This window comes from Pseudomonas urmiensis (genome assembly GCF_014268815.2).
GTDB classification, from domain to species: Bacteria; Pseudomonadota; Gammaproteobacteria; order Pseudomonadales; family Pseudomonadaceae; genus Aquipseudomonas; species Aquipseudomonas urmiensis.
This window is the reverse complement of the sequence record NZ_JABWRE020000001.1, coordinates 2,433,551-2,459,784: the sequence shown is the minus strand read 5'-3', so window position 1 is coordinate 2,459,784 and position 26,234 is coordinate 2,433,551. Positions and strand designations below refer to the sequence as shown.

General features: G+C 62.1%; 24 protein-coding genes and 1 pseudogene. 17 read left to right on the top strand and 8 right to left on the bottom strand.

Going from position 1 to position 26,234, the window contains the following annotated elements; genetic code table 11:
* Positions 1 to 57 precede the first annotated feature (57 nt).
* A complete protein-coding gene (locus HU737_RS10865; RefSeq protein ID WP_186556994.1) occupies positions 58 to 258 on the top strand; it encodes a DUF1289 domain-containing protein in 201 nt (66 codons plus the stop codon).
* Between the two features lie 13 nt (positions 259 to 271).
* Here HU737_RS10865 and HU737_RS10860 read toward each other — a convergent pair whose 3' ends face one another.
* Positions 272 to 1,090, bottom strand: coding sequence for an MmyB family transcriptional regulator (locus tag HU737_RS10860; protein WP_186556995.1), 819 nt, complete (start codon positions 1,088 to 1,090; stop codon positions 272 to 274).
* A gap of 106 nt (positions 1,091 to 1,196) precedes the next feature.
* Here HU737_RS10860 and HU737_RS10855 point away from each other — a divergent pair, with 106 nt between their 5' ends.
* Both HU737_RS10855 and HU737_RS10850 read left to right on the top strand, forming a co-directional pair.
* Positions 1,197 to 1,511: a DUF2834 domain-containing protein gene (locus HU737_RS10855; RefSeq protein ID WP_186556997.1), complete on the top strand. Its 315-nt coding sequence runs from the start codon at positions 1,197 to 1,199 to the stop codon at positions 1,509 to 1,511.
* A complete protein-coding gene (locus HU737_RS10850; protein WP_186556999.1) occupies positions 1,508 to 1,936 on the top strand; it encodes an MAPEG family protein in 429 nt (142 codons plus the stop codon). The genes HU737_RS10855 and HU737_RS10850 overlap by 4 nt, the downstream gene beginning before the upstream one ends.
* A 26-nt stretch (positions 1,937 to 1,962) precedes the next feature.
* Here HU737_RS10850 and HU737_RS10845 read toward each other — a convergent pair whose 3' ends face one another.
* Positions 1,963 to 2,361: a hypothetical protein gene (locus HU737_RS10845; RefSeq protein ID WP_186557001.1), complete on the bottom strand. Its 399-nt coding sequence runs from the start codon at positions 2,359 to 2,361 to the stop codon at positions 1,963 to 1,965.
* Positions 2,362 to 2,593: 232 nt separating this feature from the next.
* On the opposite strand from HU737_RS10845, the gene HU737_RS10840 reads away from it, so the two are divergent.
* The 7 genes and pseudogenes from HU737_RS10840 (at position 2,594) to tcuB (ending at position 11,784) form a co-directional block, all read left to right on the top strand.
* Positions 2,594 to 3,115, top strand: coding sequence for a sigma-70 family RNA polymerase sigma factor (locus tag HU737_RS10840; RefSeq protein WP_186557003.1), 522 nt, complete (start codon positions 2,594 to 2,596; stop codon positions 3,113 to 3,115).
* Positions 3,112 to 4,071: pseudogene (locus HU737_RS10835) on the top strand (FecR domain-containing protein). The gene HU737_RS10840 and the pseudogene HU737_RS10835 overlap by 4 nt, the downstream one beginning before the upstream one ends.
* Positions 4,072 to 4,201: 130 nt before the next feature.
* Positions 4,202 to 6,682: a TonB-dependent siderophore receptor gene (locus HU737_RS10830; protein ID WP_186557005.1), complete on the top strand. Its 2,481-nt coding sequence runs from the start codon at positions 4,202 to 4,204 to the stop codon at positions 6,680 to 6,682.
* Positions 6,683 to 6,991: 309 nt separating this feature from the next.
* On the top strand, positions 6,992 to 7,966 hold the full coding sequence (locus tag HU737_RS10825) for a D-2-hydroxyacid dehydrogenase family protein (protein ID WP_186557007.1): 975 nt from the start codon (positions 6,992 to 6,994) through the stop codon (positions 7,964 to 7,966).
* Positions 7,967 to 8,103: 137 nt separating this feature from the next.
* Positions 8,104 to 9,024 (top strand): LysR family transcriptional regulator, encoded by a 921-nt coding sequence (locus tag HU737_RS10820; RefSeq protein ID WP_186557008.1) that lies wholly within the window; start codon positions 8,104 to 8,106, stop codon positions 9,022 to 9,024.
* A 143-nt stretch (positions 9,025 to 9,167) separates the two neighbouring features.
* Positions 9,168 to 10,622 carry an FAD-dependent tricarballylate dehydrogenase TcuA gene (gene tcuA, locus HU737_RS10815; protein WP_186557009.1) on the top strand — a complete coding sequence of 485 codons (1,455 nt, stop codon included), beginning with the start codon at positions 9,168 to 9,170 and terminating at the stop codon, positions 10,620 to 10,622.
* The gene (gene tcuB / locus HU737_RS10810) at positions 10,603 to 11,784 is read left to right on the top strand and encodes a tricarballylate utilization 4Fe-4S protein TcuB (RefSeq protein WP_186557012.1); all 1,182 of its coding nucleotides are present in this window, start codon (positions 10,603 to 10,605) and stop codon (positions 11,782 to 11,784) included. The genes tcuA and tcuB overlap by 20 nt, the downstream gene beginning before the upstream one ends.
* 60 nt (positions 11,785 to 11,844) lie before the next feature.
* Here tcuB and HU737_RS10805 read toward each other — a convergent pair whose 3' ends face one another.
* Positions 11,845 to 12,738: a LysR family transcriptional regulator gene (locus HU737_RS10805; RefSeq protein WP_186557014.1), complete on the bottom strand. Its 894-nt coding sequence runs from the start codon at positions 12,736 to 12,738 to the stop codon at positions 11,845 to 11,847.
* 147 nt (positions 12,739 to 12,885) lie between these two features.
* Here HU737_RS10805 and HU737_RS10800 point away from each other — a divergent pair, with 147 nt between their 5' ends.
* The 4 genes from HU737_RS10800 to HU737_RS10785 all read left to right on the top strand — a co-directional run bounded on the left by HU737_RS10800 (position 12,886) and on the right by HU737_RS10785 (position 18,079).
* On the top strand, positions 12,886 to 13,965 hold the full coding sequence (locus HU737_RS10800; RefSeq protein ID WP_186557016.1) for a 4-oxalomesaconate tautomerase: 1,080 nt from the start codon (positions 12,886 to 12,888) through the stop codon (positions 13,963 to 13,965).
* A gap of 62 nt (positions 13,966 to 14,027) precedes the next feature.
* A complete protein-coding gene (gene dctA / locus HU737_RS10795; RefSeq protein ID WP_186557019.1) occupies positions 14,028 to 15,341 on the top strand; it encodes a C4-dicarboxylate transporter DctA in 1,314 nt (437 codons plus the stop codon).
* Positions 15,342 to 15,464: 123 nt separating this feature from the next.
* Positions 15,465 to 16,769: a CitMHS family transporter gene (locus tag HU737_RS10790; protein ID WP_186557020.1), complete on the top strand. Its 1,305-nt coding sequence runs from the start codon at positions 15,465 to 15,467 to the stop codon at positions 16,767 to 16,769.
* A 56-nt stretch (positions 16,770 to 16,825) separates the two neighbouring features.
* On the top strand, positions 16,826 to 18,079 hold the full coding sequence (locus HU737_RS10785; RefSeq protein ID WP_186557022.1) for an OprD family porin: 1,254 nt from the start codon (positions 16,826 to 16,828) through the stop codon (positions 18,077 to 18,079).
* Between the two features lie 148 nt (positions 18,080 to 18,227).
* Here HU737_RS10785 and HU737_RS10780 read toward each other — a convergent pair whose 3' ends face one another.
* Positions 18,228 to 18,662 (bottom strand): anti-virulence regulator CigR family protein, encoded by a 435-nt coding sequence (locus HU737_RS10780; RefSeq protein WP_186557024.1) that lies wholly within the window; start codon positions 18,660 to 18,662, stop codon positions 18,228 to 18,230.
* Positions 18,663 to 18,975: 313 nt separating this feature from the next.
* Here HU737_RS10780 and HU737_RS10775 point away from each other — a divergent pair, with 313 nt between their 5' ends.
* Positions 18,976 to 20,877 carry a potassium transporter Kup gene (locus HU737_RS10775; protein ID WP_186557026.1) on the top strand — a complete coding sequence of 634 codons (1,902 nt, stop codon included), beginning with the start codon at positions 18,976 to 18,978 and terminating at the stop codon, positions 20,875 to 20,877.
* A 28-nt stretch (positions 20,878 to 20,905) separates the two neighbouring features.
* Here HU737_RS10775 and HU737_RS10770 read toward each other — a convergent pair whose 3' ends face one another.
* The 4 genes from HU737_RS10770 to chrA form a co-directional block, all read right to left on the bottom strand.
* Positions 20,906 to 21,634 (bottom strand): anti-sigma factor, encoded by a 729-nt coding sequence (locus tag HU737_RS10770; protein WP_186557028.1) that lies wholly within the window; start codon positions 21,632 to 21,634, stop codon positions 20,906 to 20,908.
* A complete protein-coding gene (locus HU737_RS10765) occupies positions 21,631 to 22,170 on the bottom strand; it encodes a sigma-70 family RNA polymerase sigma factor (protein ID WP_186557097.1) in 540 nt (179 codons plus the stop codon). Before HU737_RS10765 ends, HU737_RS10770 begins: the two co-directional genes overlap by 4 nt.
* Before the next feature lie 110 nt (positions 22,171 to 22,280).
* The gene (locus HU737_RS10760; RefSeq protein ID WP_186557029.1) at positions 22,281 to 22,823 is read right to left on the bottom strand and encodes a DUF3455 domain-containing protein; all 543 of its coding nucleotides are present in this window, start codon (positions 22,821 to 22,823) and stop codon (positions 22,281 to 22,283) included.
* A gap of 87 nt (positions 22,824 to 22,910) precedes the next feature.
* Positions 22,911 to 24,113 carry a chromate efflux transporter gene (gene chrA / locus HU737_RS10755; protein WP_186557031.1) on the bottom strand — a complete coding sequence of 401 codons (1,203 nt, stop codon included), beginning with the start codon at positions 24,111 to 24,113 and terminating at the stop codon, positions 22,911 to 22,913.
* Positions 24,114 to 24,353: 240 nt separating this feature from the next.
* On the opposite strand from chrA, the gene HU737_RS10750 reads away from it, so the two are divergent.
* A complete protein-coding gene (locus HU737_RS10750) occupies positions 24,354 to 24,782 on the top strand; it encodes a DUF2231 domain-containing protein (protein WP_186557033.1) in 429 nt (142 codons plus the stop codon).
* Positions 24,779 to 26,071 (top strand): PQQ-dependent sugar dehydrogenase, encoded by a 1,293-nt coding sequence (locus HU737_RS10745; RefSeq protein WP_186557034.1) that lies wholly within the window; start codon positions 24,779 to 24,781, stop codon positions 26,069 to 26,071. Before HU737_RS10750 ends, HU737_RS10745 begins: the two co-directional genes overlap by 4 nt.
* Positions 26,072 to 26,234: the final 163 nt, after the last annotated feature.

Here is a 26,234-nt window from a genome sequence, read left to right as displayed (position 1 = left end):
ACAGCCCCCGCAGCAACGCGCTTGAGGTATGATCTGCGCCCGCTCAGGAGCAAGCCCATGGCCAAAGACATCGACAACCCCTGCGTCTCGCTGTGCCAGCTCAACAGCGAGCTGTGCGTGAGCTGTGGTCGAAGCCGGGACGAGATCCGCAAATGGCGTGCAATGAAACGCCCGGAAAAGATGGCCACCGTGCAGCGAGCGGCTGTGCGGTTGAAAGCCATCGTCAAGAAAAACGCCAAGCGCCAGCCGAGCGAATGACCTTGGGCTGCGGCTAACCTGCCGCCGCCGACCACTGCGCGTACGCCGCCGTCATCACCTGCCAGGTTTGCCGGTCGGCAGGGATCAGATGTTCGATACGCAGCGACGCCACGCTGATGTCCAGCGGCATGCCGAAAGTGGTAAAGGTCGACAGGAAATTGAGCTCGCTTTGCCCGCTGCGCACTCGGGTCAACACCACCGGGGAGAGTGCCGGGCTCAGCGGCAGATCGGTTGGCCCAGGCAGCTTGCGCAACAGCTCAGCCAACTCAGGATTGCTGAAGGCTTCCCGGGCCGCGCGTTGCCAGGCAATTGCGCGTATCTCATCGGCATTGACCAGGTGGTCGCCCAGGCCACCGGGGCGCAGCAGCGTGTCGAGCAGATTCAGGCCGGAGGGCTGGGTCGTCTGGACGCCGAGCATTGCCAGGAGCAAGCCGGCACTGGCATTGGCAGCGGTGATGTCCCAGTTGCTGGCGATCACCAACGCCGGTGCCGGGTTGTTGGCCTGCAGGATGTGCTCGATCGCGTCATGCACCATTGCCATCGCTGGCGCGTCGGGTGTCGAGGCCATGTAGCGCGGGGCAAAACCTGCCGCGAGAAATATCTCATTGCGTTGTTCCAGTGGCGCGTCGAGGGCTGACAGCAAAGCATGCAGCGTGCTCGGGCTGGGCTTGGCGCGGCCGGTTTCGACGCAGCTGAGGTGACGCTGGGAAATGCCAGTAATCAGCGACAGTTCGAGCTGGCTCAGCCTGGCTTGACGGCGCAGGCGCCGCAGGTGCTCACCCGCCGCTGTGGCGGTAAGCGGATGAGTCGTGAGGGAGTGGGAAGGGCTCATGGGTGCACTCTGACGGTCCTTGTGTAGCGAGTCCATGACCTGTCAGGTCATTGAGCGGCGAGCAAGTCTACCACTAGGGTTGCGTGCAACTCACCAGGAGAAGCACATGCGCGCGCCCTATATCGCTTTACCGCTGCTGTTGGCTTTCACGTTGTACACCGGCTGGAGCATGCTGATTGCCGATCAGTCGCTGATCGCCTTCGGCCTTGAGCTGATGGCCAGGCCCGACACTGCCCAAGTGGTCATCGATCTGTACTTGATGGCCGGGCTTGCCTGTCTCTGGATGGTCAACGACACCCGCGCCCGAGGGCAGCCTCTGCGCGGGGTGCTGCCGTACGTGCTGGTCACGATCGTGTTCGTTTCAGCAGGGCCGCTGTTGTATATCGTGGTTCGGGGCTTTTGCGCCAGGGGCAGGCAATGAACAGTGTGCTGTCTGTGTATGCCATCTGTGTGGTGGTTCTGCTGCTCAAGATGCTCGCGATCTCGTGCTATCAAGGCTATTTTCGGTTGCGCTGCAAGATCTTCACAAACCCCGAAGATGCTGCTGTTTTCCGGCGCTCGGCCGAATTCGAAGAATGCCCCCAAGTCAGACGCGGCGCGAAAGCCTGGAGCAATGACCTTGAAAGCATCCCACTGTTCATTGCGCTGGGTGGGCTGGCGGTTGCCGTTGATGCGCCCGGAGTGATGAGCCAGTACTTGAGCGGGTTGTTTACCGTCGCCAGGGTCTTGCACACCGTCACTTATCTAGCGGGCGTGCAGCCATGGCGTACGGTCAGTTATGGCATGGGTGTGCTGTGTTTGCTCGGCCTGGCCGGGATGATTGTGCTCAGGGTGCTGGCGGCCTGAGCACTCAGGCTCAGGCGTGCACGGTGTTAGCGGCGATAGTAACGGTGATGCTCTTCGTAGCGGTGGCGCATTACCCGTTCGTGGTGGCGCTCCCAATCACGATGGCGTTTGGCTTCACGGCGCGCCTGCTCCCTACGCCATTGATCCCGGCGCCAGTTGTCGCGTCGCCACTCATCGCGGCGATCGTGCCAACGGCCGTCGTGCCAGTAACGGTCGTCATGGGCCAGCAATGGCGCCGACTGCTGATCGGCGATGTCGGCCAGGCTTGACCAAGGATTGCCAGCCGACTGCGTGGCTGGCTCAACGGCTGTCAGTTGCTGGGCCAAGGCCGGCGCTTTGGGGTTGATCTGTGTTGCTGAGGCCGAGCCCACTGCCGCGAAGGCGAACAGGGCCAAAAGCACCATCCGGGGGGCATTGAATTTCATGAGCAAAGACAACCTCTACGTGGCAGTTTGACGTGTGCTCATCTGCTTGCGCCAACCTGGTGAGGTGGCTGTCTAGCGAGCGAATGTGCGTATTCACATAGACCGATAAATAGGCAAAAGTTCTAAGCGCCCCATGGTAAATAGCCTGCTGGGCCAATGCATGGCTATTGCAAATCACCGAGTGCACGCATGACAATAAGATTCATTACCACTCGCGAACTGTTCTATTACCATGTCCGCCACCGATCTATCCTTGCGTAGCGCCGTCAATGAGCTGTACTGCGACCATCACGGCTGGCTCAATGGCTGGCTGCGCAAGCGCCTGGGAAATGCCTTCGATGCTGCCGACCTGACCCAGGACACCTTCGTGCGAGTGCTAAAGGCGCGCAGCGCGCTGGAGATTCGCGAGCCCCGGCCGTACCTGTCACGCATTGCCAAAGGCTTGCTGATCGACTTGCTGCGTCGGCGCTCGTTGGAACAGGCCTATCTGGATGCCTTGGCCAACCTGCCTGAAGCGCATCATCCTTCGTTGGAGGAGCAAGCGATCGTGCTGCAAGCGCTGGTCGAAATCGACCGCCTGCTGCAAGGCTTGGGGCCGAAGGTCAAGCAAGTGTTCATCCTCTCGCAATTCGATGGCCTGACCTACCCACAGATTGCCGAGCACCTGGGCATCAGCCTGCGCAGCGTCAATAACTACATGGCCAAGGCCATGGAGCATTGCTGCCTGATGCAGATCAAGATGCAACTGGCATGAGCCTCTCGCCTGCCGAGTTGCAAGCGATCAGCGTCGCCGCGCGCTGGTACGCCCGACTGCAGTCGGGCGTGGCGACCGATGCCGATCGCCGCGCCTAGAATGACTGGCTGATTGCCGACCCGGTTCATCGTCAAGCCTGGCAACGCATGGCGGCTGTGAGCGAGCAGATGGCCAGTGTGCCTGGCAGCCTGGCCGCCCCTGCCTTGCGCGGCGCCGAGCGCTCTCGGCGCCAGCTGCTTGGCAGCGTGTTAGTAGTGGTGCCGGCCACCTCACTGGGCTGGCTGGGCTGGCGCAGTGAGACCTCGCACAACCTGCTTGCCGATTTTCGTACCGCCGTGGGTGAGCGCCGCGAGTTTCGCTTGGCCGATGGCAGCTCGCTGCTACTCAACACCGATACCTCGGTCAACCTCAGGTACGACGGTCGTCAGCGGCTTCTTGAGCTGTTGTCGGGTGAGATTCTGGTGAGCACCGCCGCTGATCCTGCGCAGCGGCCGTTCAAGGTGCTCACCCGGCATGGCCAGGTGTTGGCGCTGGGGACGCGTTTTATCGTTCGCTCGCAGGCGCAGGGTGGTGAGGTGGCGGTGCTCGAGAAAGCGGTAGAAGTCAGGTCGTTCAGCGGTGCATCGACGGTGCGCGTGGAAGCCGGGCAGTCGGTAGACTTCAATGCCCGCGCGGTGACGGCGCCAAGGCGCAATGACGTGTCGGTGGGTGCTTGGCAGCAAGGCAGCATCATCGCCCTCGATCGTCCTTTGGCGCACTTGCTGGCTGATCTTTCGCGCTATCGCCCTGGCGTGCTGCGCTGTGATCCGCGGATTGCGCAATTGAAGGTGTCTGGGGCGTTCCCCATCGATGACACCGACCGCGCGCTGGCCGCGCTGGAGAGTGGTTTGTCGCTGCGGGTGACGCGCTACAGCCGGTTCTGGGTCAATGTCTCCGCGCCCATCGGGAAGTCGTAGGCAGAAGTTGAGGGCGCCGCCGCGATTGCCATCGGTTGAAAATTTTTTGTCAGCGCCTGCACTTTTCCAATCCACTGTTCGGCTCATTCCCCAGTGAGTTCATTTGATGTTCTTTTGGGGGAGGGTAGGCATGTCTGCTGTGTACAAGTGGTGTGGGCTGGCGAAAGCAGTAAAAGTTGGATTATTGGCGGCAACCACTGCCGGCGGGTGGTCGAGCGTCACCCTGGCGGCCCAGGTGCCCGCCCAGCAGCACAGTACGGTGCGCTCGTTCGATATCGCCGCGGGCAGCCTGACTGAAGTGCTCAGCCGTTTCGCCAGTGCGGCCGGGGCTGCGATTTCCTTTGACGCGCGCGACACAGATGGCCTGCATTCACCTGGGATCAAAGGCACGTTCGGCGTCAGCGAAGGCTTTGCGCGAATCCTTGGTGGCAGCGGTTTGCAAGCCGAGCCCCAGGCCAACGGCACCTTTGTCCTGCGCGCAGTGCCGGCAACGGGCTCGGCGCTGGAGCTGGGCGCCACCACGGTCAACGCCCAAGTGCTGGGTGCTACCACCGAAAACAGCGGTTCGTACACCACCGGTGCGGTGACCATCGGCAAGGGTGAACACTCGCTCAAGGAGACCCCGCAATCGGTCACGGTGATGACCCGCAAGATGCTCGATGACCAGAACCTCAACACCATCGATCAGGTCATGGAAAAGACCCCCGGCATCACCGTCTACGACTCGACCATGGGCGGCAAGTACTTCTACTCGCGCGGCTTTCGTATGTCGGGCCAGTATCAGTACGATGGTGTGCCACTGGACATGGGCAACCTCTATGTCCAGGCCGACAGCTTCAGCAGCGACATGGCCTATTACGATCGGGTCGAGGTACTGCGCGGTGCCGCCGGCATGATGAAAGGCTCCGGTGGCACTGCGGGCGGGGTGAACTTCGTGCGCAAGCGCGGCCTGGCAGTCGCGCATACCGACATCACCCTTTCTGGCGGCAGTTGGGACAACTATCGCGGCCAGGTCGACACCGGCGGCCCGCTGAATGCGTCCGGCAGCCTGCGTGGGCGGGCGGTGATCGCCGAGCAGAGCCGGCATTACTTTGTCGACGACGCCAGCCGCAAGGACCAGGTGTACTACGGCGCGCTCGACCTCGATGTCAGCCCCGACACCACGCTCGGCCTGGGCATCGCCTATGAAGATGTCGACGCCAACCCATGCTGGGGTGGCCTGCCGCGCTACAAGGATCGCAGCGACCTCAAGCTCAGCCGCTCGACCTGCCTCGACCCTTCCTGGAATACCTGGCGCAGCAAGCGCACCACAGTTTTCAGTGACCTGACCCACCAGCTCAATGACGACTGGAAGCTCAAGGTGGCCAGCGTCTATACCAAGAACACCCAGGCCATCAAATATGCCTTCGCCTCCGGAGCGGTGACGCCTGGCACCAATACCACCGGCATGCTCGGCAGCCTGTACGACTACGACCAGGTCGATTACGGCCTGGACGCTTACATCGATGGCAAATTTGCCGCGTTCGGCCAGCAACATGAACTGGTGCTGGGCATGAACGCCAGCCGCGCGAACAAGGACGATTTCTACTCGGTGGCGTTTCTGCCGCAACGGCAGGACGTGTTCAACCCGGACAAGTCCATCCCTGAGCCGGATGACAGCTACTTCATCGAAAACTCGTCGCGTGGCGGCCCGGTCAAATCGGTGACCAAACAGAAGGGCGTCTATTCGACCCTGCGCTTGAAACTGGCCGATCCACTGACCGTAGTCGTGGGAGGTCGGGTGAGCTGGTACAGTTCCGACACCGATTATGACTTCCTCAACGCTGTCCCTTCGCAGCATTCCAGTACCCGCGAGACCGGCCAGGTCACGCCGTTTGCCGGCGTGCTGCTGGACCTCAACGACAACCTCACGGCCTACGCCAGCTACTCGGACATCTTCACCCCGCAGGGCAATTACCGCTCCGAAGACGGCTCGGCGCTCAAGCCGTTAGTGGGCCAGAGCTACGAGCTGGGGATCAAGGGCGCCTGGTTCGACGGTCGCCTGAACAGCGCTTTCAACCTGTTCCGCACCATCCAGAAAGATCAGGCGCAAACTGACTACAACTCTTCCTGCCCGTCCTCCGATGGATACTGTTACGTCAATGCCGGCAAGGTTCGCGCCCAAGGTTTCGAGGCCGAGATCAGCGGCGAAGTCATCGAGCGCTTGCAACTGCTCGCCGGATACACCTACACCCAGACCAAGACCCTCGACGATATCGACACCACCCTCAACGGCGCCGCGTTCAACAGCTATGTACCGCGGCATGTGTTGCGCATGTGGGGTGAATACGCCCTGACTGGCGCACTTGAACGCTTCACCCTCGGCGCCGGGGTTAATGCGCAAAGCGACAATTACCGCGTTTCGCCTTCCAGCGGTGAGAAAATCAGCCAGTCGGGCTACGCGATCTGGAACGGTCGAATCGGTTATCGGATCGATGACACCTGGTCTGTGGCCCTCAACGGCAACAACCTGTTCGACAAGCGTTACTACACCACCATTGGTACCGAGACGTTCGGCAACTACTACGGTGAGCCGCGCAACTTCATGGTATCGCTCAAGGCGAGTTTCTGAGCTGGGGTCATGGCTGTTGCAAGGTCCACGCCTGCCAGCGTTCTGAGGATGCCAGCCAATAACGCTATGGGCGGCATCTGAAACTGGTATTAGATGCGCCCGCGCACGGCTGTTTAGCATCGTCGATGTCAACTGCGCCCGCCGCGTGGCCAGCGCCTGGGCAAAACTGGCGTCGGTGATCAAGGCAACGCTGTCATGTCCAAGCGCAGGCTGAATGATGCTTCACTGGTCAGTGGCGCAGGGCACTCGGCATAAGCGCCACAACTCAGCTATCGTCTGATCCTTCCATCATCGCCAGGGGCCAGCGGCATGCATATCGTCATTCCCGACGACTACCAGAATGTGATCCGTACGCTCGATTGCTTCAGTCGGTTGGCGGGCCACCACGTCACGGTGCTGCACGATCGGCAACCGGCCTCGCTGGAGGAATTGGCCATAAGGTTCGCCGATGCCGATGCGCTGGTGCTCACGCGTGAACGAACGCGCATCGATGCCGCGCTGCTGGATCGTTTGCCCAAGCTCAAGCTGATCAGCCAGACCGGCAAGCTTGCTGGTCATCTTGACCTGGCGGCATGCACGGCGCGTGGCATCGTCGTCACCGAGGGCCGCGGTTCGCCGGTAGCTCCGGCAGAACTGGCCTGGGCACTGATGCTTAATGCACGGCGTCAGCTGGTAGCGGCGCTACAGGGATTCAGGCAAGGGCAGTGGCAGGTCAACCTGGGTTCGGCGCTGGCTGGTCAGGTGCTGGGCATCTGGGGTTACGGCAAGATCGGCCAGCGGCTGGCGCGCTATGCCCAGGCGTTCGACATGCCGGTACTGGTGTGGGGCAGCGATAGCAGCCGGGCTGCGGCCGCAGCCGATGGCCACCGCGCCGCAGCTTCGCGTGAAGCCTTGTTCGCCGAGGCGGACATCCTCAGCCTCAACCTGCGCTTGGCCCAGAGCACGCGCTACATTGTCACTCTGGACGATCTTGCCAGGATGAAAACCGATGCGTTGCTGGTGAACGTCAGTCGCGCCGAACTGATTGCCCCGGGCGCGTTGCTGCAGGCATTGCAGGCCGGCCGGCCAGGTTATGCCGCAGTGGACGTTTACGAGGACGAACCGGTGCTCGACCCCGCCCACCCGTTGCTCAATCACCCGCGCGTGCTGTGCTCACCGCACCTGGGGTACGTGGAAAAGAACGGTTACGAGCTTTACTTTGGTGATGCGTTCGACAATCTCGTGGCGTTTTTTGCCGGCGCACCCAAGAACGTCGCCAATCCCGAGGCTGTGGGTCAAAGGTAGGTCTGTTACTCAACGGCAAGGCACGCAGTCAAGCCAGCCCAGGCTAGAGCTACCTGGCATGATGCATTCGAATTGGCTGACGTATCGGCAAATCCGGGCTAGCCTCTGCGCCCCCCCCAGCGGTGAAAGAGTCTTTTATGGAGTTACGTCAGCTTCGCTATTTCCTGAGCGTCCTGGAGTACGGCAGTCTTGGTAGGGCTGCGCTTGAACTTGGTGTCGGCGCCTCCGCCTTGAGCCAGCAGCTGTCGAAGCTGGAGAGCGAGTTGAGTACCCGGCTTTTGACCCGCTCGAGCACCGGCGTGTCACCGACGGCGGCGGGCCTGGCCTTCGAATACCATGCGCGCCTGGCGCTGCGTCAGGCAGAGCATGCGGTGCTTGCCGCACAAAGTGGCCGTATGAGCGGTTATGCCAGCGTGGGATTGGCACCGACTACCGCATCGATTCTTGGCTTGGCGTTGATCGACAGGATGCGCCAACGCTATCCCGACATCCGCCTGCACTTGGTGGAAATGCTGTCCGGTTACCTGGTGAATCAACTCAACGCCAGGCACCTTGACTTGGCCGTGCTGTTCCAAGCGGACGCCGGGCCTCGCCTGAATGTCCGGCCATTGCTGAACGAGCGTCTGTTCGTCCTGGTTCCTGCCACGCTGGTCAATGCCGATTGGGGTGAGGCCCTTAGTTTGGCACAGATCGCCACGCTGCCCTTGGTGATGCCCAGCACACAGCATGGTCTGCGGACTACGCTGCGTTCGATTTTCGAACGGGCAGGGCTCGAGCCTCGGATCGTCTTGGAAGTCGATGGCCTGTCGCTGTTGATGGACTGCGTCTGTGCAGGTCATGCCGCCACCATTCAGCCGGGTGCAACGGTTGCCCGGGCGCATCAGGCAGGCTTGCGCGTATTTTCCATCGATCAGGCACAGGCGCAGCGACGCAATCTGATTGTCAGCTTAAGCGATGACGAACTCTCGCCGGCCGCCTTGGCTACCCGGATCGTACTGCAGGAAGTCTCGCGGGAGTTGGTGGAGCAGGGCCGCTGGCCGGGCGCTCAGTTGCTTTGACGCAGTCGTCCCCTAATCCGAGCCTTTAGAAAAACTGAATGCCTCCCCGCGGTAATCGCGTTTCGCGCCCTTGAAGCACTCTTTAGAGTCCTGGGTCACCGAAAAGCAGCCGAACATCCGGCGCTGCGTGACTTGGAGGCGAAATGATCGACGTGCTAGTCATCGGAGGGGGCAACGCCGCCCTCTGTGCCGCGCTGATGGCGCGCGAGGCTGGAGCCAGCGTGCTGCTGCTCGAGGCTGCGCCGCGCGTCTGGCGGGGTGGCAATTCTCAGCACACGCGCAATTTGCGGTGCATGCATGACGCCCCGCAGGACGTGCTGGTCGAAGCGTACCCGGAAGAGGAGTTCTGGCAGGACCTGTTGAAAGTCACCGGAGGCCAGACCGACGAAAAGCTCGCGCGCCTGGTGATTCGCGCATCCTCCAACTGCCGCGGTTGGATGCGCCGTCATGGCGTGCACTTTCAGCCATCGTTGTCTGGCGCGCTGCACACCGCACGCACCAATGCGTTTTTTATGGGCGGCGGCAAGGCGCTGATCAATGCCTACTATCGAAGCGCCGAACAACTCGGGGTACAGATCCGCTACGACACGCCCGTCGCCGATATCGAACTGCAAGACGGACGTTTCGTAGCCGGCCTTATACCGGCGCGTGAGGTCCAGGGCCGGCAACTTCCTGCCGAGCGCATCGAGGCGCGCAGTTGCGTGCTGGCTGCCGGTGGTTTCGAGTCGAACCGTCAATGGTTGCGCGAAGCCTGGGGGCAGAATGAGCGGGGGGAGTGGCCTTCGGACAATTTCCTGATCCGCGGGACGCGGTTCAATGACGGGGTCCTGTTACGCCGTCTGATCGACCAGGGCGCCGACACGATTGGTGACCCGACCCAGGCGCACATGGTAGCGATCGACGCCCGCGCACCGCTTTACGACGGCGGGATCTGCACGCGCATCGATTGTGTGTCGCTGGGTGTGGTGGTCAACCGCGATGGGCAGCGCTTCTATGATGAAGGCGAGGATTTCTGGCCCAAACGCTATGCCATCTGGGGGCGCCTGGTGGCTCATCAACCTGGCCAGGTGGGGTTCTCGATCATCGACCAGAAAGCCCTCGGCCGGTTCATGCCGCCGGTTTTTTCCGGCGCCACCGCTGATAGCCTGGAGGGGCTGGCCGGCGTGCTCGGTTTGCCTGTGCAAGCCTTCGTCCAAACCGTGCAGGCCTACAACCGTGCCTGCCAGGTGGGCACCTTCGACCACACCCGCCTGGATGATTGTCACACCCTGGGCCTGGAGCCGGGGAAAAGCCACTGGGCGCGCCCGATCGATACGCCTCCGTACTACGGCTACCCGCTGCGACCTGGGGTGACCTTCACCTACCTTGGGCTGCGCACCGATGAAACGGCAGCAGTGCATTTCAATGGGAATGCCAGCCCGAACCTGTTCGTCGCCGGCGAAATGATGGCGGGCAATGTGTTGGGCAAGGGCTACACCGCAGGTGTCGGCATGTCCATCGGCACAGCCTTCGGCCGCATCGCCGGGACCCACGCCGCTGCGGCGACAGGCCACCTTCATCCAGAACAAGAGCATAGCCATGACCGCGCAACTGCCTGAACCCTACGTGCCCGATGCCGCTCAGCCGGCCCCCGAATTGATCCCGCTGTTGACCCTTGAAGAGCAGGAGGTAGATCGGCAATTGCGCATCTGTAATGCCTGTCGCTACTGCGAGGGGTTTTGCGCAGTTTTCCCGGCGATGACCCGCAGGCTGGAGTTCAACAAGGCAGACATCCATTACCTGGCCAACCTATGCCACAACTGCGGGGCTTGCCTGCACGCCTGCCAGTACGCCCAGCCCCACGAATTCGCCGTCAACGTGCCACAGGCCATGGCCAAAGTGCGCGTGCAGACGTATGCCGAGTATGCCTGGCCAACCCTTTTCGGGCGGCTGTATCGGCGCAACGGCACGTTTGTCGCAAGCGCCTTGGCAGTGGCCTTGTCGTTATTCTTGCTGCTGACCTTGTGGGCCAACGGCACATTGCTGCCCGGTCGGTTGGCGGGAAATTTCTATGCGGTTTTCCCACACAACACCTTGGCCCTAATGTTTGGCAGTGTGTTTGCCGCTGCAGGTATTGCGCTGGCGATGGCGGTACGACGCTTCTGGCGCTCAGTCTCGCCTGCCGAGGCGTTGGCACAACCGGCCACGGCGGCGGTGATCGAGGCGTCGAGTGCTGCGCTGACCCTGAAATACCTGGACGGTGGGCATGGCAAAGGCTGCAACAATGCCGATGATCGCTTCACGCTTTGGCGCCGACGTTTCCATCATTTCACCTTCTACGGTTTCATGTTGTGCTTTGCCGCGACGCTGGTCGCCACCGGGTACCACTACCTGCTGGGCCAACAGGCGCCGTATCCGCTGCTGAGCGCGCCGGTGCTGCTGGGCACCTTGGGAGGTCTTGGCTTGATCATCGGGCCGGCCGGGTTGCTGGCGCTGAACTTGCGCAGGGCCGCTGAGCACGGCGATGTTGCCCAGCGCCCCATGGACCGGGCATTTCTCCTGCTTCTGCTGCTGGTCAGCGCCACGGGCCTCGCCTTGCTGGGCCTGCGTGATACCGCAGCGATGGCGATCCTGCTGGCGATTCACCTGGGCACGGTCATGGCGCTGTTCATCACATTGCCCTATGGCAAGTTTGCCCATGGCCTGTTCCGTAGCGCCGCGCTGCTCAAGTTCGCGATCGAGAAGCGTCGGCCCAACCCACTCGGTCTGGGCGAGGACTGAGCCATGTACGCCTTGTCCAGGGTGACTATGCCGCGCCGGGCTGCAAGCGGGGCGTTTGATTCAACGGTTGGGCCATTTGTCCAGCAGGATCGACACGAATTTTTCCGCCGCTGGCGACAGCGACGCCCCGCGCCGATAGACCAACCCCAGTGTGCGAGTCACCTGCGGTTCGATCAGCGGCACGCTGACCAAGGTCGGGTGGTCGGCGCTGGGCATGGCCAGGCTGGGCATGGCAGAGACACCCAGCCCGGCCTCGACCATACCCAGCGAGGTAGACAGGTGTTGAACCTCATAGAACCACTTGGGCCGCAAGTTGAGCCCGGAGAGCGCGTGGTCCAGCAACATCCGGTTGCCGCTCAGACGGCCGACGCCGATCAGGCGGTAGTCGGCCAGTTCTGTCCAGGTGACGGCCTCACGGGTTGCCAATGCATGGTCTCTGCGGCAGGCCAGGACGAAATGCTCCTGCACCAGGGAGACGAACTCGATGTCGGGGTGCTGGCCGCTCATCATGTTAATGCCGAAATCGGCCTCACCCCGCAGCACGGCTTCGAGCCCGTCGTTGGCGCTGAGGTCGAGCAGACGAATGCGGATCTTCGGGTACTGCTCGTTGTAATCGCGGATGACCGATGGCAGGAAGTAGAACGCGGCCGTCGGAATGCAGGCGAGTGTGACCTGACCGGTCTGGCGTTCGGCGAGTTCGCGAATGCTCAGGATCGAATCCTCGAAGTCATCCAGCAAGCGCCTGGCCTTGGGCAGAAAGTCGCGTCCCACACTGGTGAGGCTGACACGGCGGGTGGTGCGCTCCAGCAGCGAAGTACCGAGGCCCTCTTCCAGTTTCTTGATCCGCCGACTCAGGGCCGGTTGCGACAGGTGCAGCGCTTCGGCCGCTTCATGGAAGCTGCCTAGTTCGGCGATTTTCACGAAAGATCGAATGTCTTGCAGCTCATATTCCATCTGAGTTCGCTCTCCTGCGGTCAGGTTAGATTGATCTGGAAAACGCAATAATCACTACGATATTTGCATTGGAATGATTTATCCATCCCTGTCAGTCTTGTGTCTACAACATCAATGATGTCCATTGATCAACAAGAGTACGAAATCATGCAACGAATTCCTTGCGTACTCATGCGCGGTGGCACCTCCAAAGGGCCTTTTTTCCATGCATGGGATCTGCCTGCCAACGTGGTTGAACGCGACGAATTGCTGATCAACCTGATGGGCTCCGGCCATGAGCTGGAAATCGACGGTATCGGTGGTGGTAGCCCGCAAACCAGCAAGGTGGCGATCGTCAGCCCGTCGCTGCATGCCGACGCCGACGTCGACTACCTGTTCGTGCAGGTCATGGTCGCCCAGCGCCGGGTCGATACCGCGCCCAACTGCGGCAACATGTTGTGCGCCGTTGGCCCGTTCGCCATCGAGCAAGGATTGGTCAAGCCGCAGGACGGCAAGACCCTGGTACGCATCCGTAATCTCAACACCGGCACCTTCGTCAACTCGCTGGTGGAAACCCCTGGTGGCATCGTGCGTTACGAAGGCCGTACGGCGATCGACGGTGTACCGGGCACTGCCGCCCCGGTGCACCTGACCTTCCTCGATGCAGTGGGTAGCAAGACCGGCAAACTGTTCCCCACTGGCCAGGCCCAGGATGTGATCGACGGGGTACCGGTGACCTGCATCGACATGGCCATGCCGATGATGATCGTCCATGCCAGCGAATTGGGCATGACCGGTTCCGAGACCCCGGCGCAGCTGGATGCCGATACCCGCCTGCTGCAACGTCTGGAGGCCCTGCGCCTGAAGGCCGGCAAGGCGATGGGATTGGGCGATGTCAGCGGCATGGTGATCCCCAAGCCCGTGCTGGTCTCGGCGCCGCGCTATGACGGCACGCTACAGGTGCGTTACTTCATGCCTCACAACTGCCACCGGGCCTTGGCCATCACCGGTGCTATCGGCCTGGCGACTGCCTGCGTCAGCCCTGGCACGGTGATCATGGACATGCTCGGCGAGCAAGCCCAGCACTTGCAGGAAGTGCGTCTGGAGCACCCAAGCGGCGGCATTGACGTAGCGCTTTCTCGCAGCGGTGCCGATGGCAAGACGCTCCAGGCATCGGTGGTGAGAACCGCTCGTCGACTGTTTTCAGGCTTCGTCTACGCCCCAACCTTGCGCAGGCTGGCGGGTTAGGCAGGGTCGCAGCACCTCGATAACCAGCGCATCCGCACAGTTTCAACAATGGGTGATGCCTCATGAAACTCGCCAAGTCACTGTATTTCCAGATCCTCTGCGCCGTCCTGCTGGGCGTGGTGGTCGGTCACTTCTGGGCGCAACAAGCCGTTGCGCTAAAGCCACTGGGTGATGCCTTCATCAAGCTGATCAAGATGATGATCGCCCCTGTGGTGTTCTGCACCATTGTCACCGGCATCGCCGGGATGACTGACAAACGCTCGCTGGGGCGGTTGATGAGCAAGACCTTGCTGCTGTTCCTGGTACTGACCGTGGTCAGTCTGGTGATCGGCCTGGGCGCGGTATACCTGTTCCGCCCGGGTGTTGGCATGAACATCGACCCGGCCACCCTCAGCACGGCCGGCCTGGACCAGTATGCCGCGTCTGCGGCGAAGCTCAGCGTGGTCGATTTTTTCATGCACATCATCCCGGATACCTTCATCGGGGCGTTCAACAAGGGTGAAGTGCTGCCGGTGCTGTTCATCGCGGTGCTCAGTGGTTTCGCCCTGTCATCGATGGGCGAGAAGGGCAGGCCGGTACTCGATGTACTTGAGTCGGCCTCGACCATGGTGTTTCGCATCTTCGGCTATCTGATGCGCTTCGCCCCGATCGGCGCCTTCGGTGCGCTGGCCTTCACTGTCGGGCAGTACGGCGTAACCTCGCTGGGGGCATTGGCCAAGCTGGTCGGTACGCTCTACATCGCCTGCGCGTTTTTCGTGCTGGTGGTGCTCGGGGGTATCTGCCGTGCGCACGGCTTCAGCCTGTGGAAGCTGCTGCGCTATTTTCGCGAAGAGTTTCTGGTGGTGCTCGGCACCTCGTCGACCGAGCCGGTTCTGCCGCGCATGCTGGAAAAACTGGAGAAGCTTGGCTGCAAGAAAGGTGTAGTAGGGCTGGTGCTGCCAACAGGCTACTCGTTCAACCTTGACGGTACTGCCATCTACCTGTCGCTGGCTGCGGTGTTCATCGCCCAGGCCTGCAACATCGATCTGACCCTCGGCCAGACGGTGACGATGCTGGCGATCATGCTGTTGTCCTCCAAAGGCGCAGCAGGTGTGACCGGCAGTGGTTTCGTGGCTCTGGCCTCGACCCTGACGGTCATTCACGACATACCGCTGGCAGGGCTGGCCTTGCTGATCGGTATCGATCGCTTCATGTCCGAGGCGCGCGCATTGACAAGCCTGGCCAGCAATGCCGTGGCCACTGTGGTCATTTCACTGTCGGAAAACGCCTGCGAACGGGAAACCTTGCTCAGTCGCTTGAACGGTACCCCGGTGGCCCCGCCCGAGCTGGACACGGCGCAGGTCGACTGGTCTGCCGAACCACGGCAGCACAGCTGAAAAGCACTTGTATCTCCCATCGTTGACTTAAAATCCCACTCAACATCCCAGCGATGTCGAGTGGGGTAGGGGGCCGTCCGCCTTGCCGATGGCCGCAATAGAATAACAACAAGAGAAAAGACCATGCTCGCACTCCTGGGCCTGATCATGGTGGTGACCTTCACCTACCTGATCATGAGTAAACGCCTTTCACCGATTGTTGCGCTCACCGTGGTGCCGATTGTCTTCGCCCTCATCGGTGGCTTTGCCCCTGAACTTGGCAAGATGATGCTCGATGGCTTGAAGATGGTGGCGCCCTCGGCAGCCCTGTTGCTGTTCGCCATTCTGTTCTTCGGCCTGATGATCGACGCCGGCCTGTTCGATCCACTGATCCGTAAGATTCTCAAACGCGTCAACGGCGACCCGATCAAGATCGCCATCGGCACTGCGTTGCTGTCGCTGCTGGTAGCGCTCGATGGCGACGGCACCACCACTTACATGATTACCTGCGCGGCAATGCTGCCGCTGTACAAGCGCATCGGCATGAACCCGATGATCCTGGCCACGGTGTCGATGCTGTCGTTGAGCATCATGAGTGGCATGAGCCCCTGGGGAGGGCCGGCCACTCGAGCCATTGCCGCGCTCGGGCTGGACGCGACCGAATACTTCATTCCAATGCTGCCGACAGTGATCGGTGGAGCTGTCTGGGTGGTGTTCACCGCCTACCTGCTGGGGCGCGCGGAGCGCCGGCGAATCGGCAACATTGCCTTGGAATCCGGTGGCGGCAACTGCTATATCAAGGAAATCCTCGGCGACAACCCGCATAAGCGTCCGCGCCTGGCGTATGTGAACCTGGCGCTGGTGATCGCCGTGATGACTGCCTTGGTGCTGGGTGTCATGCACTCCGCGCTGCTGTTCATGATCGGCTTCGTCGCGGCGCTGATGATCAACTACCCACAGCTGGACTTGCAGAAAGAGCGCATCCTGGCCCATTCGGGCAATGCCATGACCGTGGTCCTGCTGGTGTTTGCCGCGGGTATCTTCGCCGGGATCTTCTCCGGCACCAAGATGGTCGACGCCCTGGCGCAGACCCTGGTCGACTGGATTCCCGAAGCATGGAGCCACTGGTTCCCGCTGGTGGTTGCGCTGACCAGCATGCCGCTGACCTTCGTGCTGTCCAACGACGCCTACTACTTCGGCGTGGTACCGATCCTGGCCAACGCGGCGGCTGCCTATGGCATCGACCCGATAGAAATCGCTCGCGCCTCGGTGCTGGGTCAGCCGGTGCACCTGATGAGCCCGTTGGTGGCCTCGACCCTGCTCCTGGTGGGCATGGTCGACCGCGACATCGGTGACTTCCAGAAGGCCACCGTGAAATGGGCGGTGCTGACTTCGTTGGTCATTACCGCACTGGCCTTGCTCACGGGGGCCTTGTCCTTCTTCGTCTGATCTGCAGTGGGCGCGCCTGCGCCCAACTCTCCAAGAACAACAAAAGAGTACCGATCATGTCCCAAGCTGTTTTCCGTGGGGCCACTTGTGGCCTGCTCTGCGGTTGGTTGCCTGTGGCCGGCGCTGCCGGATTTATCGACGACAGCAAGCTCAAAGTGCAGCTGCGCAACGTCTACTTCAACGAAAACTTTCGCGACGAACAAGGCATGAGCGCCCGCGCTGCGGCGAGCGCCAAGAGTGAGCGAGTGGAATGGGCGCAGGGTTTTCTGCTCGACTACCAATCAGGCTTCACTCAAGGCACATTGGGCCTTGGGCTCGATGCCATGGGTCTGCTCGGCGTGCGCCTCGATTCAGGCCGCGGGCGTAGTGGGACCGGCTTGCTGCCAGTTGATGACGATGGCCGGGCAGCAGACGAGTTCGCCAGTGCCGGGCTGACGGCCAAGGCGCGCCTGGGACAGACCGTGGTCAAGCATGGCACCCTGCTGCCCAAGACGCCGGTGCTGGTCTACAACGATGCGCGGCTTGTGCCGCAGACCTACCAGGGTACGCAACTGACCAGTACCGATGTCGATGGCCTGACCTTGACCGCCGGCTACCTGGATCGTTTCAAGCTGCGTGACTCAACCGATAGCACCGGTTTGTACCTCGATGGCTACGGTGGCAGCGAGTCTGGCGATTTCAGCTTCGCTGGCGCCGACTATGCCATCAGCAAGCAACTGCGTGTGAGCTACTTCCACGCTCAGCTAGAGCATTTCTACCGCCAGGACTATGCCGGCCTGGTCCACGACCTGTCGTTGGCCGGCGGGGTGTTCACCAGCGACTTGCGCTACTTCAAGAGTCGCGATAGCGGCGCCGCCCATGGCGGCAAGATCGACAATCACATGATCAGCGGCCAGGTATCGTATACCCACTCCGGGCACACACTCGGTGCCGGTTACCAAATGCTCGACGGTGACGCCGGGTTGCCTTACATCAGCGGTGCAACGGTCTACTCGTTCAGCAACGTCGGTATCGGCAAGTTCATCGAAGAACAAGAGAAGACCTGGATGGCCAGCTACGCCTACAACTTCGCCGCCGCCGGCATTCCGGGCCTGACCTTCATGACGCGGTATCTGAGCGGTGACAATGGCCGTTCAGGCGACGATGGACTGGCGGAATGGGAGCGTGACATCGAGTTGGCCTATGTGGTTCAGGCAGGTGTAGCGAAGGGGCTGGGGGTGAAACTGCGCAATTACGTCTATCGCTCGGACTTCTCCCGTGGTCGTGACAGCAACCGCATCTACCTGACTTACGAGATTGCCATCTGGTAGCGCCGAATCCGCAGCGGCTGCGGTTAGCTGGCTATGGCCGGAGCATCCGCTGCCGTTGCTAGCGGCCCTTGTTGTGGCATGCTTGTCGCCAGCTTTGCTGGCGCTGCTGTCTCAGAGAACAGTGCCCCATGCAGCTTCACTGCCTGGCTCAATCCAGCACATTGTGCAGCACTTCATAAATAACGCCGGTGGCGAGGGTGATCAGCAACAGGTCCTTGCCTGCCTGTTGCCATTCATAGCCCTCGTAATGAGGTAGGCGGCCCAGCAGGCGGCTGTCCAGTTTCTTGGCAATAGCGGGCGGGAGTGGCTTGCCCCGAGCCAGGTTTTTCTGGATGCCCGGCGGCAAAGCCGCTCCCGGGCTCCAGTAGTCACGATTGTCGCCAAGAATGATCCTGACCCCTGCGACATCGATCGAAGGTCCGCCGTGCCGATGGTTCGCGCTTGCCGGGTCCTGCTTGCCGTGCTGGCCACCCTTGTCGTGTCCCTTGCCTTTGCCATTGCCAGGGTCAGCAAGCGATAGCGCTGCTGTGCTGCTCAGCGTAACGGCAAGCACCGCACAGAGCAGCGAGTTGAGCGTGGGCATGACTGTATCTCCTTAAGGCTTGCACGTCAGCGTAGTCGCTGGCGCTGAAACAGCCAAAGCGCGGCCTAAGCTGCGACCGCTCGTTATGTTCAGGCCGCTTAGCAGTGGCTGCCGGGGCTGGTTTTTACGGTTTTTTTACGACGAGCACGGCTGCCGATCAGCATACTAGCGGCACTTTTTGCCCGCAGGCGGGCAGTGTCAACTTGACCTGTTTGAACCCAGGCTGCTGCGGCGGCCTGGCAAGCAGGTTGTGGGGAGCCGCTAATGCTCATGGACCGAATGTGTTGCCTCCCCCTGTGCAGAGAAGTGATTCGTGAGCCAAGCAGCGACCGCAGCAGATCAGTCCAACCACGGTAGAACCACAGGTATCGGCATGCTCGTCGCCGCAGTCGGCGTGGTCTATGGCGATATCGGCACCAGCCCGCTGTACACCCTAAAAGAAGTGTTTTCCGGCCACTATGGCGTGCAAGCCAGTCACGATGGCGTGCTGGGCATTCTGTCGCTGGTGCTCTGGTCATTGGTCTGGGTGGTCACGATCAAATACGTGTTGTTCATCCTGCGCGCCGACAACCAAGGCGAGGGCGGGATCATGGCCTTGACCGCGCTGGCGCGGCGGGCAGCGGCGCCTTTTCCCCGGCTGAGCAGGGTGCTGGTGCTGCTTGGCTTGTTTGGCGCAGCGCTGTTCTACGGCGACAGCATGATTACCCCGGCCATTTCGGTGCTGTCGGCTGTAGAGGGCCTGCAGCTGGCCTTCGACGGCATCGACCATTGGGTGGTACCGCTGGCCGTGATCGTGCTGGTTGGGCTGTTCTTGATCCAGAAACATGGCACGGCGCGCATCGGCATTCTGTTCGGGCCAGTGATGGTGCTGTGGTTCGTGGTCTTGGGTGCCCTGGGCATCCATGGCATCGTCCAGCGCCCGGAAGTGCTGCTGGCGCTCAACCCTGCCTGGGCGGTGCAGTTCTTCGTGGTTCATCCGGGCATGGGCGTGGCCATCCTTGGCGCAGTGGTGCTGGCGTTGACCGGGGCCGAAGCGCTGTATGCCGACATGGGCCATTTTGGCCGTAAACCGATCGCTCGGGCCTGGTTCCTGCTGGTACTGCCGGGGCTGGTGCTCAACTACTTCGGCCAAGGCGCGTTGATCCTCGACAACCCAGAGGCAGTGCGCAATCCGTTCTACCTGCTGGCGCCGAGCTGGGCGCTGCTGCCGATGGTCGCGCTGTCGACCCTGGCGACCATCATCGCCTCGCAGGCGGTGATATCCGGTGCCTTCTCGCTCACCCGCCAGGCGATTCAGCTGGGCTATGTGCCGCGCATGTTCATCCAGCACACCTCCAGTCACGAACAGGGGCAGATCTACATCGGCACGGTGAACTGGGCGTTGATGGTCGGCGTGGTGCTGCTGGTGATCGGATTCGAGTCATCCAGTGCATTGGCGGCGGCCTACGGGGTGGCTGTGACAGGCACCATGTTGATCACCACGCTGCTGTCCGCGGCGGTGGTCTTGCTGTTGTGGAAGACCCCGCGCTGGCTGGCGATCCCCATGCTGCTCGGGTTCCTGCTGGTCGACAGCCTGTACTTTGCCGCCAATGCGCCGAAGATCGTGCAGGGCGGGGCGTTCCCGGTGATTGCCGGCTTAGCGCTGTTCGTGCTGATGACTACCTGGAAGCGCGGGCGCAAGATCATCTTCGAGCGGCTGGATGAAGCCGCGCTGGCGCTGCCGCTGTTCATCGCCAGCATCCAGGCGCAGCCACCGCATCGGGTGCAGGGCACTGCGGTGTTTCTCACCGCCAGGACCGATGCGGTACCGCATGCCTTGCTGCATAACCTGCTGCACAACCAGGTGCTGCATGAGCAGGTGGTGTTGCTCACGGTGGTCGCCGAAGACTCGCCGCGGGTCAGGCCCGAGCAGCGCTTGGAGGTCGAGGCCTATGGCGCCGGATTCTTCCGCGTCACCCTGCATTTTGGCTTCATCGAAGAGCCTGATGTGCCGCTCGCCCTTAGCCTGTGCCAGCGCCAGGACCTGGACTTCAGCCCGATGCGCACCACCTATTTCCTCAGTCGCGAGACGGTTATCGCCACCAAGCGCATGGGCATGGCGCGATGGCGCGAGCAGTTGTTCGCGTTCTTGCTGAAGAACGCCAACAGCAATCTCAAGTACTTCCAATTGCCGCTCAACCGGGTGATCGAGCTGGGCACTCAGGTGGAGATGTAGGCCCAGCGCCAGGCCAATGGAATAGGCATCAGATGACTTTCACCGCGCGCCCGATGAACTGGATTGGCCCGGTAGGTTTGCCCGTCGGCGAGCCCTGTACGCCCTCCAGAGTCAGCTCGAACAGCTGGTTCGCTTCAAGCGGCGGCAGCTTGTCCAACGGCAGCGAGAGGGTTTGCCCAGGCTTGACCAAACCCAGTGACACCGGCGCCTGCCAGTGGTCAGCCTTGGTCCAGAATTGCAGGGCTTTGTCTGCCGGAATGACCGTTTCGCCCAAGGGGATCAACTGTACCTGTTGGCGATCGCTGGCTTGCACCACCCAGCCAGGTGCCTGGCTGTGTGGCGCCACCAGCACCACCAGGTAAGTGGGGGTGGCTGGCGGTGGGTCGCCCAGCAGCAGGGCAAGGGCCATGAGCAGGCTGGCGAACAGCCCGGCTCCTGCCAAGCCACGCCACAAGGGCAGCAGGTTCCACCACGAGTCGGCCGGTTGGCGCGACGTTGACGGGGCGGGTGACCCAAGGCTGTCCAGGCTGCGTTCGATGCGCTGGCGCAGCTGTGGGCTGGGCTGTTGAGGTTCGGCAAGCGTTGTCAACTCCAGCAGCCGCTGCTCCCAGGCATCCACCGCCGCGCGCAGGGCCGGGTCGTGTTGCAGGCGTGCTTGCACCGCGCGTTGTTGCTCGCCAGGCAACGTGCCCAGGACGTACTCGCCAGCCAGTTGCTGCAGCTCATCAGGGCGCTCGTCGCTGTGGTGGGTGATCATCCCATGCACTCCCGCAATGCGCTCAAGCCACGCTTGATCCAGGCTTTGACGGTGCCCAGCGGCGCGCCGAGTTTCTGCGCGATCTCGGCGTGCGTGCAGCCATCGACGTAGGCATGCAGGATGCAGCTGCGCCGGGAGGGCTCTAGCTGGTCGAGGCAGTCGAAGATCTTCGCCGAGCGTGCTTGCAGGTCGAAGCCAGGCTGCTGTTCAGAGACGGCTGACACTGGCTCATCCTCCTCTCCGGCAGGCACCAGGCGTGCGCCATCGCGAATGAAGTTCAGCGCCAGATGGCGGGTGATGCTGTAGATCCAGCCGCGTGCCGAACCTCGGCTTGGATCGAAACTGCCAGCGCCGGTCCATATCCTGACAAAGGCATCGTGGACCACATCCTCGGCCGTGGCGCTGTCGCGCACGATGCGCCGGGCGACCCCGAGCAAGCGTGCGCTTTCCAGGTCATACAGTTCGCGCAGGGCCTGGCGCTGGCCCTGCGCGCAGGCTGCAAGACAGCCTTGGTAATCGAAGCCGGGTTCGGGCAATGACACGGTGAGTTCAGCCCTCGGCAGCAGGTCGATACCCCGGCCAGTGGGCTGGGGTTTGTCGAACAGCGTAGACGACTTTCACTGCGCTCACCGAGCCGCCTGGGCGGTTACTTGGCCGCCCAGAAAATGTAGTCGGCCTGGTACTTCACCACCTGTTGCTCACCTTTGTTGGCCGCGCTGCACGGGGTGCTCGGTGCCACGCCGCCTTGGGTGGCCAGGCGCTGGATGTAGCTAACGCCGATCATCGCGCCCTGGCCCTCGGCCGGATTGGCCTTGACCAACTGATAGGGCAGGTCGGCCTTGCTCGCTGGCGCCACGGCCAGCTGTGTGCCGGTGACTTTCGAGCCATCCTTGGCCTGCCAGGTGGCGGGCGGGCCGAAGTAGCTGCCAACGGCTTTGCCGGCGCGGTCATTGAGCACGGCCTTGGGGCCGACGAAGAACCATTCGCTCTGGCCGGGGGCGTTGGCCTTGTCCCGGCATTGGTAGGTGATCTCGCCGACTCCGACGGTTTCCATGACCACTTTGTAGCCATCGGGGACTTTCACCGCGTCGGGCAGGCCGGTCTGGGCGTAGGCACTGTGCAGGGTCAGCGACAGGCCGGCGATGGCCAGCGTGCGGGGGATGAGACTGAGGATGGGTTTGGCATTCATGACGGTTTCTCCGCAGGGGGAACGGTTCGGCAGCGAAAGGCTGCTGAAGGGATTACCCGCCAGTGCGTGTTTTGGATGCAGCCGATTTCAAAAAAAGCTCAACAACCAACCGGCCGCGCCACCTGCGATAACTACCAGCCAGGGAGGAAGTTTGCCCAGCATCAGCGCAACCAGGGCCAACAGTGCCAGGGCCAGGTCTTGTGGCGCATGCTGCGCGGTGGCCGTTATCGGTCGCACCAGGGCGGCCAGCAACAGCCCGACCACGGCGGCATTGATGCCCATCAACGCCGCTTGTGCACGCGTGTTACGGCGCAGACGCTCCCACAGCGGCAGCACACCCACAACCAGCAGAAACGAAGGCAGGAAAATCGCCACTAGACAGATCAGCCCGCCCGCCCAGCCGCTAGGCGCGCCGTTCATCGAAGCGCCCAGAAACGCCGCGAAGGTGAAGAGCGGCCCCGGTACCGCTTGCACGAGTCCGTAGCCTGCCAGGAAGGTGTCGCGGCTGACCCAGCCACTGGCTACCACTTCAGCCTCCAGCAACGGCAGTACCACATGGCCGCCGCCAAACACCATCGAGCCTACCCGGTAGAACGCATCAAACTGCGCCAGGGCCTGATTGGCAGACAGCTCGGCGAGGATCGGCAAACCGATCAGCAGGGCGCAAAACAGCGACAGCCACAGCAACGCAGCGCGGCGGCGGATCGTGATCGGCAGTGGCTCATGGGGTGTGCCTTGGCTTGGCTTGAACAGCAAAAAACCGCTGCTGGCAGCGAGGGCGATGACGGTGATCTGGCCGCCCGCTGACGGCAGCAGTAGCGCCGCGCAGGTCGCCACTGCCATGAAGATGATGCGCGGGATGTCCGGGCACAATGCGCGCGCCATGCCCCACACTGCCTGCGCGATGACTGCAATTGCCACCATCTGCAGACCTTGCAGCACGCCTGGGGCAATCGCGTGTGCATACCGGGCCAGGCTCAGGGCGACCAGCACCAGGGCAAGCGCCGAAGGCAAAGTGAAACCGACCCACGCCGCCAGCGCGCCACGGTAGCCGGCGCGCGACAAGCCCAGGGCGATACCCACTTGGCTACTGGCCGGGCCCGGCAGGAACTGGCACAGCGCAACCAGGTCGGCATAGCTGCGCTCGCTCAGCCAGTGCCGGCGTATGACGAACTCATCGCGAAAGTACCCCAGGTGGGCAATCGGCCCACCGAACGAGGTCAGGCCCAAGCGCAGAAAGATCAGCAAGACCGCCCATGGGCGAGTGTTGGTCTCTGGGGTATCGGACATGTTCAGGCTCGATGGTGGCGGCTCGATCACCTTTATCACATTGCCTGTCATCGCGCCCCGGGATTCTCTGAGAGCAGTTCGAGGTGGCGCAACGGCAAGTCTTTCGAAACGTTTCAATTCGCGCAAATGCGCTGAACTAACGCTTTGCCAGGGGGATCTTCTTCTATGCTCAGTGATCGCGCGTCTTGTGCAGCTGCGCTGAGCAGGACTTCAAGGATTGTCGAATGAAAAGGAGCCGCCGTGACTGTTACCACTCAACCTGTCTATCGCTGCACGCCAGGTCCGCTGCACGCGACCTTGCTGGCCGGTACTGTGCCGCTGTTTCTCGGCGGTTTGCTCAGTGACATCGCCTACTACCAGAGCTACCAGATCCAGTGGAGCAATTTCGCCGCCTGGCTAATCGCTGGCGGCTTGCTGTTCTGCGGGCTGGCGTTGCTGTTCGGGTTGCTCAATCTGATCCGTGCCGAGCATAAAGGCGGGCGTGCGCTGGTGTATTTCCTGGTGCTGCTGGCCACCTGGCTGCTGGGCCTGGTCAATGCCTTCGAGCATGCCAAGGACGCCTGGGCGGTAATGCCCTCGGGCCTGGTGCTGTCGGTGATCGTCAGCGCGCTGGCCTGTATCGCGACCTGGATCGGCCTGACCAACTTGCGATCGGGAGGTGCGCAATGAACCCTAGATACCCACTGACTGCCTTGAGCATGGCGCTGCTGCTCAGCGCCTGTGGCGGCGAAGGCGATGCCCAGCAAACCTACGGCGCCGACCCCAAGTTGCCCGATCCTCAGCGCGGCTTGCTGCCGAGCATGAAAATCGCCCAGCCAACCGCCTGGGGTGAGCAAAAACCGACCGTGCCACAGGGCTACAGTATCAGCGCCATCGCGACTGACCTGCGGATTCCGCGCCAGACCCTGGTGCTGCCCAACGGCGATATTCTGGTGGCCGAGGGGCGCGGCGGCAGCGCCGCGAAACTCAAGCCCAAGGACGTTATCGCCAGTTCGATCAAGGCCAAGGGCAATACCCAGGTCAAGGGCGGCAACCGCCTGACCTTACTGCGCGACGCCGACGGCGACGGCAACTATGAGCTCAAGACCGTGTTTGCCGAAAACCTCAACGCGCCCTACGGCCTGGCCTTTGCCGAGGGCAAGCTCTACGTGGCCAACCAGGATGCGCTGGTGCGTTTCGACTACAGCGAAGGCCAGACCCAGGCCAGCGGCCCGCCCAGCAAAGTCACCGATCTGCCGGCCGAGATCAATCACCACTGGACCAAAGCCCTGACCATCAGCCCTGATGGTCGCTACCTGTATGTCGGTATCGGTTCCAACAGCAATATCACCGAGCGTGGCATGGAAGCCGAGATCGACCGGGCGATGGTCTGGCAGATCGACGCCCAGACCGGCGCCCATCGGCCTTATGCGACTGGGCTGCGCAACCCGACCGCGCTGACCATCCAGCCCGGCACCGGGCAGTTGTGGACGGTGGTCAACGAGCGCGACGAGCTGGGCCCTGATCTGGTGCCCGACTACCTGACCTCGGTCAAGGAGGGCGGTTTCTACGGTTGGCCCTATAGCTATTGGGGCCAGAACGTCGACCCGCGCGCGCAGCCGCAAAACCCGGACAAGGTCGCCGCAGCGATAAAACCGGACTACAGCCTTGGCTCGCACGTGGCGGCGCTGGGGGTCGACTTCTCGCTGCCAGCGATGGGCGAGGCGTTCGCTGATGGCGTCTTCGTCGGCGAGCACGGCAGTTGGAACCGGCCCAATCCTGTGGGCTACAAGGTGATCTTCGTGCCGTTCAGCAATGGCCGGCCGGCAGGTGAGCCGGTGGACTTCGCCACCGGCTTCAGGGGGGAAGACGGCAAGACCCGCGGCCGGCCGGTCGGGGTCACGGTCGATCCGCGCGGGGCGTTGATCATTGCCGATGACCTGGCCAATACGGTGTGGCGAGTGACGCGCAATCAGTAGAGGCACTGCCAAGCCGTACCGGCTTCATCGCGGGACAAGCCCGCTCCCACAGGAAGTAAGTCGCCCCAGCAATTGGCCCGAGCACCAAACCTGGAGCGGGCTTGCCCCGCGATGATGCCTTTGAGTTCATTGAAAAAAGCAGTTAGTGGTGAATTATTTCGTA